The sequence below is a fragment of the Paenibacillus apiarius genome (assembly GCF_017052585.1).
Taxonomy (GTDB): Bacteria; Bacillota; Bacilli; order Paenibacillales; family Paenibacillaceae; genus Paenibacillus_B; species Paenibacillus_B apiarius.
Window position 1 is genome coordinate 5,289,589 of the sequence record NZ_JAFFHZ010000001.1, and the last position, 12,292, is coordinate 5,301,880.

A 12,292-nucleotide genomic window follows, 5' to 3' on the forward strand; every position below is an offset into this window, starting at 1 on the left:
GCATGCGGGGGAGTCCGTAACATTGCAGTATAAGGGACAAGCTTCGCCTCAAATCTATCGGATTGTTTTTGACTGTTATCAACTCGCCGAACGACAAGATGACAGTTTGTTGTATCGCGTATATCGGGACCATCTGCCCGATAATGGTTGGATTACTGACAAGCTTCCTTATCAGGCCTTGCTATTATTGCAAGAGATGGTGAAGCAGCATCATCCGGAACAAGCTAGACAAAGCGGTCGTTGCCATTTCTTGCTGGATGAACTGTTGCACATCGTGTTCTCTAACGGGTGGACAAAGCGAAGGAGCTTCTGTCAGAAGCTAATCGAGGCAAAAGAGGATATTAAAGAAATATCGTTTGAGATGGTGCCAGAGTTTGCGGGCGACTACATTTTTTTGGATTCGGGCAAGGACGGGCAATTTGAGTGGAGCGGTTCCTTTTGGAAATCACTGAAAGCTGTGAAAAATAACCGCGTATACGATCTGGATGGAGACTTCTTCTGGCCGTACGATCCGATTGCGGTGAAAGCCCAAGTGAAAAAAGTCGCCCAGATGCTCGTGGAAGGAAACAAGAAGTAAGCTGAACCGCATCATTCATGTAAGAGGAGTCATTTGTCTAAGGACGGAAGGCTCTTTTTGCCGTTCAAAAGAATTGAGGGCGCAGCAAATATTTGAAGATAAACGGGCAATGGGAAGATCATGTTCATATGAAAACGGTTTTTTCTATTGACATTATTCCGTGGACATAAGAAAGTAAAGCTAGAACATACTTAAGGAGGACACACAACATGGTGCAAAAGTGGTTTGAAGAAGCTAAGCTAGGCATTTTCATTCATTACGGTATTTATGCGGTCAATGGGATAGCAGAATCTTGGTCTTTCTATAACGGAAGAATATCTCACGAAGATTATATGAAGCAGCTAGACGGCTTCACAGCCAAGAACTTCGATGCAGCTAAATGGGCGGACTTGATTGAAAAATCAGGGGCAAAATACGCTGTGCTGACTACAAAACACCATGATGGCGTAGCTCTATGGGATACCCAATATTCCGACTTGAATGTCGTGCAAAAAACACCTGCCAAACGAGACCTGATTAAAGAATATGCCGAGGCGATAACCAAAAAAGGGATTAAGCTGGGGATGTATTACTCTTTAATCGATTGGTCGCACCCAGACTATCCAAGTGTATATGAGGGCGGCAAGGTGCCGGAGGATCTGAGCAAGGTCAATAAATTCTCCAGTCCAGTAGATGGCGTTCAAGACGAGGAGAAATGGAAACGGTTCCTTGAGTTCAACAACAATCAATTAAAAGAACTGCTAACCAACTATGGAAAAGTAGATCTGCTATGGTTTGACGGAGACTGGGAAAGAAGCGCCGAACAGTGGAATTTGCCGGAATTCAAGCACTATCTGCAATCGTTCAACCCTGATATTATTATCAACTCACGACTTCAAGGTCATGGAGACTATAAAACTCCGGAGCAAGGGATACCGATAACGCGGCCAGAAGGCCCATGGGAATTCTGCACGACTATCAATAGCTCCTGGGGATACCAACCGGCAGATAACGAATATAAAACGTTGAAGCAAATCATTCGAATGTTCTGTGACTGCATCACGATGGGCGGCAACATGCTGCTGGATATCGGGCCTATGGAGGATGGCACGGTTGATAAGAGACAGGAAGATATTTTATTGGGGCTTGGCAAATGGATCAGCACTCATGAAGAAGCCGTATATAACACGACCGAGGGGATTCATACACGCTATTACTTAGGCGGCAGTACGGTATCTAAAGATAAGAAATCACTATATCTCTTTGTATATGACGATCCTAAAGAATGTATCTGCTTGAAAGGATTGTCGAACAAAATCAATAAAATTACAGTGCTTCACTCGGGCAAAGAACTGGACCATGAAATTCATGGCGGCGTGCCTTGGTTCAACATCCCGGGAACGACGTGGATATACATGACTCCGGAAGATGCGCATGAGCATGTAACCGTGCTTAAGCTTGAACTTGAAGGCGAGCTTGATATGTACGGCGGTTCCGGAGCAGTAGTAACACATAACTAAGCAAGGACAACTGAAAAGTATAAGGTGAGACTTCATGGTAAGCGGTATCATGAAGTCTCGCTCTGTTTCAAACAAACGAAGTGTTCAAGGTGTTAGCTTAGCAAGAGAAAAGGGATATCACGAACTGTCACATGTCGGGGAGAGGATACACTCTTTGTTTTTGTGCTTAGCTCCACTATCCCCTTAGTTCAGAAACCACATAGCCTAAAAACCACATAGCCTAAAAACCACATAGCCTAAAAACCACATAGCCTAAAAACCACATAGCCAAAAAACTACATAGCCAAAAAACTACATAGCCAAAAAACTACATAGCCTAAAACAAGTACAGTCGAAACTATCGAAAAGCAACGACCAGAAGTGAAATTCAAAGTTGAAACAGTAACAAACCTAAAAAACTAATAGAGGATTGGGACAAACTCAGCTAGAACAAAGAAAAAATGCTGAAATAGAGCAGATTAATACAGTGTGAATACGCCTTCGAAACAATAGTTCGTGCAAAATGCAGCAATCAATTTAGTCATGCCGTGGTCATGGCGCTTAAAACTAAGGGGATGTCATCGCGGTCGAAAGAAGCCGCTGTTGCAGGGGAAAGCACCGCTACGCATAAGCACAATAATTGCTCCCAAGCGGACGTATGACGGAGAGAGCTATTGTATCGAAAACAAAATTCATCCAGGTATGCCTGAAGATATTTAGCGCCTATCCCGTGAAAGGTATCATTCATCCATTTCCATGCTCTTTTGAAGGACTGATATAAGCGGCTATTCCGGCGAACTCGGCAATTATGTCGGGTGATGGATGACTCGGCAGCAGTATTGGCAACATGCGCTTCGGTGAATTGATCACAATCGGAACGAAGCAGCAGCCTGTCGGAGAGTTGAGTTGGCTCGACAAGCTTCATCTTAAGTTCACCCGATTGTCCGTCTGCTGCAACTGATTCGGCGACGATAAGCGGGTATTCCCGCGGGTTGAGTTGTCTCGATGGATGGCTGCCATAGAAGGCCACGAACCCATGAACCGTCCCTGTCAGCGGCCGCTCGGTGTCGGCGCGGCTGATTGAAGCCCGGATCTTGCGCAGCATCAACCATGCAGTTTTGTACGTCACCTGAATAATCGAGCTAAGCCGGACGGCGTTGATACGGGTATTGGAGCAGGAGACAAGCCAGAATGCTGCGAGCCACTTCTGCAAAGACGTGCGGCTGCCTTCCATGACCGTCCCGGCGATGAGCGATGTCTGATGCCGGCAAGCGCGGCACTCGTACAGCGGAAGCCTGCGTGTTCGAATAACGTAGGCATGGGCATGCTGGCAGCGAGAGCAGACAAAGTCATTGGGCCACTTCAGCTTATATAGAAAAGAGACGCAAGAAGATTCGGAATGAAACTGACGCTGCAACTCTTCCAATGTATCAATAGATTGCAATGCTTCCATAAATACATCCTCCTCGCGATGGGGGATATCGACCTGATTATGGAACGAATGTTCTTATATTCATTATATAGAACAAATGTTTGTGTTTCAAGCTTGGTTTCTAATACTCTAAAAATTTATTCTCATTAGGAGGATAGTAGGCTGTTCTGGTGCAAGGGGATGGAAGGGGGTGGAATGCTGTCCTGAATGGCGGGGAGAGTGAAGCAAAGGAGTAATTGAAGTATAATCTCTTGCAGGCCAAAAAATCATTGATAGTTTCTTATTGCTTCCGATGGTAGCACAATTTTCATAGGTGAACCTCAAGGTAAGGACAAACATTGAGTTAAAGGAGTTTAGCTAATGGGCGCAGCTCGCATTTTTTCATAGGTTTGCTTGTTCAAATCTCGTATTTACATCCGCATCAAATGCCACCACACAGCCGAATCCATCGGACAAAAAACAGCTTGCATGCTGTTACTCCGCTCCATCCACATGTTCTGCTGCATGAATTCCAATGGAGCTTCCATCGCCCGCAACACAACCACTAAATCAACACAGTTCTACATTGATTGCTGCTCCACAGTGACGGCAGGAACGATGAGTGCTTCCAAACGCCACCGAACGCCACATGCCCCATCAACAGTCCCGATATATCATCCCCCCACGGAGATTTCCAGCGCATTGAATGATTCATGATTCAAATTTCCCTTGTTCAGAAACTGTTCAGGAATAGGCGCTAAGATCGTCTTAGTCGTTAAGACCCAATTCGATATAAATCGTTCTATCGACAAAGATTGAAGAAAGTCATTCTCTCCTTCCGGCAGAGCCCTGAGCATGTTGCATGCATTCAAGCGAAATTGAACTATTTTAATAGCGATCAAAACTTGCTGACGCGGTGGTTCACTCATGAATACAGCATGTGGTTTGAACTTCTGCTGCCGGGCATTATGCGGCTTAATTATCCGATTCCGTTAGGCGGAACCTCGAATCATTTCAAAACAGCGGTATTAAAGGAACTGAACGCGTGGGATCCCTATAACGTGACGGAAGATGCCGACCTCGGCATCCGCCTGTACAAAGAGGGATACATGACCGCTGTTGTCGATTCGCGAACCTGGGAGGAAGCCAATAGCCGCGTAGGCAACTGGGTTAGACAACGTTCACGTTGGATTAAGGGATACATGCAGACGTGGCTCGTCCATATGTTGGAACCCGATCCAATTATGGAAGGAAATCGGTCCCAAAGGATTTTTTGGCTTTCAAGCTTTGGTGCCGTCTACTCCGATTCTTCCGCTCATCAATCCGATCTTCTGGACGCTGCTCATTCTCTGGTATGGGTGGGAAATGGAGTTCGTGCCGAAGTTTTTTCCAGGATTCATCTACTACATGGCGGCGATTCAATTTTTAATCGGGAATTTCTTGTTCGTTCTCAGCAATGTGGCTGGCGTATATTGGCGATATTCGCTATTGTATGGTTGGCTGAATTCTTCATCGGCTACTATGTCAGCCATAAGATTGGTGATATGCATTCCGACGCCATAAGCAGAGTGACTAACGCATTCTACGTGCTGTATAGCGGCGATCCGCATTTGGGAGCGATCGGGCGACTATCACGGGATTCACGCTGGATAAGCGTAAGCATCAGTTTATTGTTTGCTTTGAATCCTTTTATGTTTTTGTTTGGCATGAATGGACTGAGTGATGCTCCCTTTATTTTTTTCACGATGCATGCGGTCATTCATTTGACTTATTGGATGAAGGATCGGCAGGTTGGAAAAAGCCAACCCCGGCGAAGGATAAATATCAGCAAGCGGAAAGCGCATTAACTCTTGTCTGGTCGCCGATTGTCTATTCTGGCTTGCTGTGGGTGTTCCTGAATTACATCATTATGGGGAACCCGTTTTGATGAACGAGCGGTGGCGCGCCCGTGATTGCAGCTCAAGCCTCGTTACGGCAGGTTACGGCACTAGGGAGGCGCGACTGCAGCTAAAAAAGAGTCCCAAGCTTCTCGGTTCGCGAGAGCTTGGGACGGATGAGGAGCGAAGCAGCAGCAAGAAACGTTTTTATTTGGCGCCGGCTCTATAGTTGTTCAAAAATTGTGTTACCTTGGCCGGATCCGCCGTCAGTTCGTTTCCCGTTTTGACCATCGGGCTGACCGTAGATGCGGCTTTGAATTTATTGTTATTGTAAAACTTCAAAATTTCGTCCTGATTGATGGAGTAGAGTACTGCCTTGCGCAAATCCTCGCTTGTTGCGACGGCTCGATTCTTCGTATTGAACAACAGATAAGAGACGGCGTTGCTTTGGATGTTCTGCAGACTCAGCTTGCTGTCGCTCTTGACGATATCGAACTTGGTCTCCGGAACGCCGTAGTTGACGTAAACTTCACCGCTCCGCAGCGCGGCGAGCGCACTGTCCGCATCCTTGATGAAACGGAGCGTAACCTGCGATATTTTCGGCTCATGTTTCGTGCCCTTCAAGTAACCTGGATTTTTGTAAAAGATGGCTTCATAGTCGTTTTTGTACGCAAGAATATACGGGCCGCTTGCATACAGGGTGTTATTGAATTTGCTTCCTTCGATGACTGCATTCGGATCGCCGTATGGAATATCTTTGCTGACATCGAATGAAGCAACATCGTACGTATTGATGCTTTCCACCTGCTTCTTGGACACGATGCCTGCCGATTGGTGAGCCAAGTAATTAAGAACCTGAGGGAATGGTTCCGTCGTTGTTAATTTGATGACTTGATATTTGCCTTCCTTGTTGTTTGCCTCCTTTTTGTCGGCAACCAATGCCGCAATTCTGGCATCCAATTCTTTTTCCAACGCTGCCTTCACCGTTTCATTGCCGCCTGATTGCTTGACTTTATCCAGAGCGTTAACGTCGGTTACGATTTCAACGTTTTGAATATGTTCATGCAGGCTGTACGTGCGATGATCGGGTACTGAATTTTTGTCTTTGGCGCGGTTCAACGAGAATACGACATCATCGGCGCCGACGCGTTCCCCTGTATCTTCGGCAAGCTTGTTCGAAATTTTAGCAAAGTTAATGTCGTCTCTAAGAAGGAAATAGTATTCCGAATTACCCTCTGCGATGCTAAATCCATGTGACAACGAACCTTCCGCCGTTATCTGGTCGTCATCGGTCAGATTAATCAAACGGACGTACATGTTCGTATTGATCATATTGATGGAGCCATCGTTGCCCTTAATCGGATCAAGCGACGTCAATGTGGAAGACGCCTGAGTCAGGAGCAGAGGGGAGGTGCCGCGTTTGGATGTATCTTTAAAATCGACATCTTCCCATGCGAAGGACCGAGACTTGGACAGTCTCACGGATGATTCATTTAGAATGTCTTTATTAAACGCCTGACTTTTGATCGAAATATACAAAGGAGCGATATAGGCTTTGTCGAACACAAGACTTTGCTCCAACTGCTTGTACGTCTCTGCATATTGTGCGGGCGTTTGCGTTGCAGCTTGGTCAATCAGCTTGTCAATTTCTGAATCGGCGAGGATGCTGTAGTCTCCTCCTGTTTTGAACAATGATCGGACGGCGTAATCGGGATTGCCGGTTACCGTCGTCCAGCTCGATAGAGCGATGTCATAGTTGCCTGCCTCTTCCTGAGCCTTGAAGCTGCCATAGTCCGGCTGAATGTTGAGCTTTACTTTAAATCCGTTTTTGTTGAGCTGGTCTCTGACAATGTTAATGTCGTCTTCGCCGGAGCTCATCCCCAGCAGCTCAATGTCGACGGGAGTCTCGGCTGCAGACTTGTCCTTGCCGGGGTCCTGGGTTGGTTCTTTGCTTACCGCGTCCGATTTGGTATTGACGTTGCACCCGCTTAACACGAGGAGCGCAGCAAACAATAGAATAAAGAAAGAGTTCTTTTTCATGATGATTTCCTCCTGATTGAATGATTGATATGATTTTAAAAAATGGAGCTATCTGTTGCTCTAATCCATTTTCGGATCAAGCGCGTCCCGCAGACCGTCACCCAGAAAATTAAAGGACAGGACCAGGGCCATAATCGCCAACCCGGGGTAAATGGCAAGATAGGAGTGGGATTCGAGATAAGCGCTCCCCAGCTTCAAGATATTTCCCCATTCCGGAATATGCGGCTCCACCCCCAGTCCCAAGTAGCTCAAGCTGCTCGTGGCAATGACCGCCCCGCCGATCGTTAACGTAGATTTAACGATCATGGGTGCCAGCGAGTTGGGCACGATATGCTTGAATATGATGGATGAGTTCCGGGCGCCGAACGCTCGCGCTGAGTCGACGAACTCAAACGTAGATACCAACAGCACGTTGGCCCGCATCGTTCTGGCGTAAGTGGGGATGGAACCTATGCTGAGCGCCAAAATAAGATTGACGGTATTCGCTCCGAAAGCGGCGATAATGGCGATAGCCAGCAATATGCCCGGGATAGCGTACAAAATATCGAGCATTCGCATAATGATGTTATCCGTGCGCCGGCCGTAAAATCCGGAGATTGCGCCAAGAATGCCACCGATCATAACAGGAATGGCTGTCGAGATGAAACCGACAATGAGAGAGATGCGGGCGCCGAGAATAATTCTCGTAAATAAGCATCTGCCGAAGTTATCCGTTCCAAATGGATAGGCCAGACTTGGAGCCTGAAGTATCGCGCCGTAATCGTTCTCAACGGCAACGCTGTAGTCGAACGTAAAGAAGCTGCAGATGGAAATGGAAAAGAGAAACACGATAAAGAACAAACCTGACATGGCCGTCGTATTTTTGGTGAGCCTTTCCCAGACTTCGTCCCATTTCACCGCAGCGGGGTTGCCGTTATTGCGGATTTTCGCGAGCAGCGTCAATCCGAGCAATAGCGCAAATCCATTTCCGGTCAAAGCGGTCAGGATGAGCGGAAAGGCTATGATAGACAGCCATGGACGAACATCATGTCGCTTCGCGTATTTCGCAACGAGCAGCAGAGCAATGAATTGAAAGAGAGCGATCGCCACCAAAATCAACATACCGAGCGGGAACGTATCGACTACATACGGCTTGAACAGATTCAATCCGGATACGGCAATTAGGAACAGCTGTGTCAGAAGCATATATACGGCAATCGTATATTCAGGAATTTTCTGCTTCTTGATGAGGTTAAAAGCAGCAGCGGTAATAAATAAATTTCCCGATAAAAGGCTGAGCAGTTGAATGAAGCCCGCTGCCCGCGTTGAGTTTTTGATATCGCCGTGAATGAGAATGTCATTCTTGATCTTAATGGTTAAGCAGAGCTGAATGAATGTGAAAACAGCATAGATGACGGAGGCGGCCAGTACATATGGCTTCACCGTATTGCCGGCCAAATCGTAACTGTTGATGAACAGGATAACGGTTAAGGCCGCGGAAACAATCCAAGCGAAGCTGGCTTGACTGTATTCCTGGAACGAGTGCGGCTTGTGCTGAGATTCGTGTTTTGAAACGAACAACTTGGTCATGATTCACACCTGCTTTAATATTGTTTCATCTTCGATCGAATGCGCGGGTCAAAGAAGGCGTATAAGATGTCAACCATCACATTGACAAGTGAAATCGTTATCGCCGTATAGACCACACCGCCCATGATGCTGGGGATATCGGGAATAAACTGTTTATCCACTATATAGCTGCCGATTCCGCTAATATTGAACACTTTCTCCGTCACGGCAGCTCCTCCGAGCATCCCGCCGAATTGCAGGCCGATGACGGTAATAATCGGAATGACGGCATTGCCGACAGCGTGCTTGAGCAGAACCTGGCGCTGACTAAGCCCTTTTGCTTTGGCGGTCAAAATGTAATCTTCGTTAATGACCTCTAAAGTGGAGGAGCGGGTCATTCTGGCAACGGCAGCCGTTAATCCCGTTCCAAGCACAACGACCGGCATAATGATGGACAGCCCATTCTGCGGATTGAAAGTTGCCGGCAACCATTGCAGCTTGATGGAGAAATTCAAGATGAAAATTAGTCCTTGCCAGAAGCTGGGTATCGATAAACCAAGCAGTGCGATAAAAATAAACGTGTAATCAAAGAAAGAATTCGGCTTTGCGGCTGACACGATTCCGATCGGCAACGCGATGAGGAGGGCGAGCGCGAGCGAGATAATCGTCAATGTCAATGTGATCGGAAACTTACTGGCGATTGTTGCAGTTACTTCTTCGCTGCCCGAGAACGATTTTCCAAGATCAAAGGTCGCTATTCCCTTCAAGGTGTTCCACAACTGGGCGAAATAGGGCTGATCCAGTCCGTGCATTTTGTTAAATGCATCGATCTGTTCCTGAGTAGCCGTTTCACCCAATATGTTGGCAGCCGGATGAAAGGGAGAGAGATGCAATATCGTAAAGACAAGCACGGCTACTCCTAAAATGACAAACATGCTCATGACGAGTCTTTCGAAAATGTATTTGAGATAAGAATTGCTATACAAATAGATAAGGAAGTACATGGGCAACCCCGGAATAAACGATGCAATGAAAAATAGTGGGTGCTCAAGGAGAGAGGTGAATGTGCCGGCATAAGTCACTCTCTGTTGCTTGCTCTGTTTCAGCTTTTCGTTGGTTCGATCCAGCAGCACCATTTGAAATTGATTTGCCGTCGTTTTGTCGACCTGCCGCTTCAGTTCATCCGGCGTTACTTGTTGGCCGAAAAAGGCATGCTTGCGCAGCAACTGCTCCTTGATCTCCGCTCTCAGCCTATCTCTGTATCCAGAGACGATGAGCTCGTATTTAGTTTCATCGCGCACCGACGAGTATGTATCTTTCGTTCGTCGAACGAGATAGAAGAGTAACACAACGAGATTGACAGGCAAGCCCAGCAAAAGAACCGCATATTTGTATGCAGGATTCAATAGCATTTTATTGTAGGCAGTGCTGATAGTGCCCATTAAACCGTGTTTGGTTGAAGTTTCCGTCCTCTCCATTACGCTTCTGGCTGCCTCCTTGTTTTAAATTGTATTATTCCGATGGATATAGTATATTTTATTTTAAGGTTTTGTCAAGAAATGTTGAGAAGCTAGAAATCCGGGTAAATAGGCAGGTGAACGGAATGGAGCATATCCTTCAGGTGAAAAATTTGTCTGTAACTTTTCAGTCTCGCAATAAAGAAGTTCAAGCGGTTCGGGACGTAAGCTTTGATGTGAAAAAGGGAGAGACGCTAGGAATCGTGGGAGAATCAGGCAGCGGAAAGAGCGTGACAGCTCGTTCGATTATGCGTTTGTTTTCTTCTTCCCTATCCTATATGAAAGAAGGGGAAGTCATATTCCTCGGAAAGAATGTGGCTCATTACACGGATAAGGAAATGGAGAGCATTCGCGGCCGCGATATGGGCATGATTTTTCAAGATCCAATGACATCCTTGAATCCCACGATTAAAATTGGCAAGCAAATCGCCGAAAGCTTGATTAAGCATCAAAAATTGCCGCCTCAGGCGGCAAAAGAACAGGCGATTGAAATGCTGAAATTGGTAGGCATTCGAAATAGTGAAATGCGTTATAACCAATATCCCCATGAATTTTCCGGCGGTATGCGCCAACGCGTCATGATTGCCATCGCATTGGCTTGCCGTCCTGCTTTACTCATTGCGGATGAACCTACCACGGCGCTCGATGTGACCATCCAGGCTCAGATTTTAAATGTAATGAAAAAAATGCAGGAGCGATTCGGCACTTCCATTATTTTAATAACGCATGACTTGGGCGTCGTGGCCGGCATGTGCGACCGCGTTGTCGTGATGAAAGACGGGGCCGTGGTAGAAACGGGAACAACGGAAGACATTTTCGCGAGTCCGAAGCATCCGTATACATTAAAACTATTACATGCGCTTCCGCGTCTGAACGAGAAGAAGAAACAGAAGCCGGCGCCACTCATCGCAACGGGCTCGGATTACGAACGGCCGCTGCTGGAGGTCAGATCGCTCAAGCAGTATTTTGATATGGGAAAAGGGAATGTGCTTAAGGCTGTTAATAACATCAGCTTCCATATCAATGAAGGTGAGACTCTCGGAGTCGTCGGGGAATCGGGCTGTGGGAAATCAACGACAGGGCGGGCCATTCTGCGTCTGCACGAGCCGACGGGAGGCGATGTTCTCTACCAAGGCATGGCGGTTAACCGGTTGTCCGCACAGGAGATGAAGACGATGCGCCGCTATATGCAGATGATCTTCCAGGATCCATATGCATCGCTTAATCCGCGGTACAAAGTGCTCGATATTATCGGTGAAGCGCTCGATATTCACCGGTTGACCGGCAGCAAGCAGGAGCGGAAGAAGCGGGTCGAGGAGCTGCTTGATATGGTGGGGCTAGATCCCGCTTATGCGCTGCGGTACCCGCATGAGTTCTCCGGAGGGCAGCGGCAGCGAATCGGCATTGCGCGGGCGCTTGCCGTGGAACCGAAATTTATTGTCTGCGATGAGCCTCTATCCGCGCTTGATGTGTCGATTCAGGCCCAGATTGTCAAGCTGCTGGAGGAGCTTCAGCACCGTCTTGGTCTCACGTACCTGTTTATTGCCCATGATCTGTCCATGGTCAAGCATATCAGCGACCGCGTGGCGGTGATGTATATGGGGAAAATTGTCGAGCTTGCGGAAAGCGAAGAGCTCTATTCCAACCCGCAGCACGACTATACGAAGTCATTATTGGCGGCCATTCCGGTTCCGGATCCCGCTATCGAATCGAAAAAGAAGAGGGTGTTGATGGAAGAACAGTCCGCAGCCGACAAGTATAAGTTGGAGCAATCCGAGCTTGTGGAAGTGTCTAGCGGACATTGGGTGGCCGTGCCTGCTGGATGAGCGGAAGTACAAGATGAA

The 12,292-nt window shown here is 47.2% G+C and carries 9 protein-coding genes; 5 read left to right on the top strand and 4 right to left on the bottom strand.

The features are described from left to right. Window positions 1–22: 22 nt before the first annotated feature. Both JSQ80_RS23410 and JSQ80_RS23415 read left to right on the top strand, forming a co-directional pair. Window positions 23–577, top strand: a complete 555-nt coding sequence (locus JSQ80_RS23410; RefSeq protein ID WP_206096894.1) for a TroA family protein — start codon at window positions 23–25, stop codon at window positions 575–577. Window positions 578–786: 209 nt separating this feature from the next. Beyond that, window positions 787–2,076, top strand: coding sequence for an alpha-L-fucosidase (locus JSQ80_RS23415; protein WP_206096895.1), 1,290 nt, complete (start codon window positions 787–789; stop codon window positions 2,074–2,076). Window positions 2,077–2,596: 520 nt separating this feature from the next. Here JSQ80_RS23415 and JSQ80_RS23420 read toward each other — a convergent pair. Further along, window positions 2,597–3,508: a transposase gene (locus JSQ80_RS23420; protein ID WP_206096896.1), complete on the bottom strand. Its 912-nt coding sequence runs from the start codon at window positions 3,506–3,508 to the stop codon at window positions 2,597–2,599. 836 nt (window positions 3,509–4,344) lie between these two features. Between JSQ80_RS23420 and JSQ80_RS29250 the strand changes: the two genes are divergently transcribed. Together JSQ80_RS29250 and JSQ80_RS23435 are read left to right on the top strand one after the other, a co-directional pair. After that, entirely contained in the window at window positions 4,345–5,313 is a 969-nt protein-coding gene (locus JSQ80_RS29250; protein WP_240463784.1) for a glycosyltransferase family 2 protein, read from the top strand. A 79-nt stretch (window positions 5,314–5,392) separates the two neighbouring features. After that, window positions 5,393–5,572: a hypothetical protein gene (locus JSQ80_RS23435; RefSeq protein ID WP_206096897.1), complete on the top strand. Its 180-nt coding sequence runs from the start codon at window positions 5,393–5,395 to the stop codon at window positions 5,570–5,572. On the opposite strand, the gene JSQ80_RS23440 is transcribed toward JSQ80_RS23435, so the two are convergent. Genes JSQ80_RS23440 through JSQ80_RS23450 form a run of 3 tightly spaced genes read right to left on the bottom strand, consistent with a single transcriptional unit; the run spans window position 5,551 to window position 10,409 of the window. After that, window positions 5,551–7,383, bottom strand: coding sequence for an ABC transporter substrate-binding protein (locus tag JSQ80_RS23440; protein WP_206096898.1), 1,833 nt, complete (start codon window positions 7,381–7,383; stop codon window positions 5,551–5,553). The genes JSQ80_RS23435 and JSQ80_RS23440 overlap by 22 nt on opposite strands. A 60-nt stretch (window positions 7,384–7,443) precedes the next feature. Beyond that, window positions 7,444–8,952 (bottom strand): ABC transporter permease, encoded by a 1,509-nt coding sequence (locus tag JSQ80_RS23445; protein WP_206096899.1) that lies wholly within the window; start codon window positions 8,950–8,952, stop codon window positions 7,444–7,446. A 14-nt stretch (window positions 8,953–8,966) separates the two neighbouring features. Beyond that, window positions 8,967–10,409 carry an ABC transporter permease gene (locus JSQ80_RS23450; RefSeq protein ID WP_206096900.1) on the bottom strand — a complete coding sequence of 481 codons (1,443 nt, stop codon included), beginning with the start codon at window positions 10,407–10,409 and terminating at the stop codon, window positions 8,967–8,969. Between the two features lie 125 nt (window positions 10,410–10,534). Between JSQ80_RS23450 and JSQ80_RS23455 the strand changes: the two genes are divergently transcribed. Then, on the top strand, window positions 10,535–12,274 hold the full coding sequence (locus JSQ80_RS23455; RefSeq protein WP_206096901.1) for a dipeptide ABC transporter ATP-binding protein: 1,740 nt from the start codon (window positions 10,535–10,537) through the stop codon (window positions 12,272–12,274). Window positions 12,275–12,292: the final 18 nt, after the last annotated feature.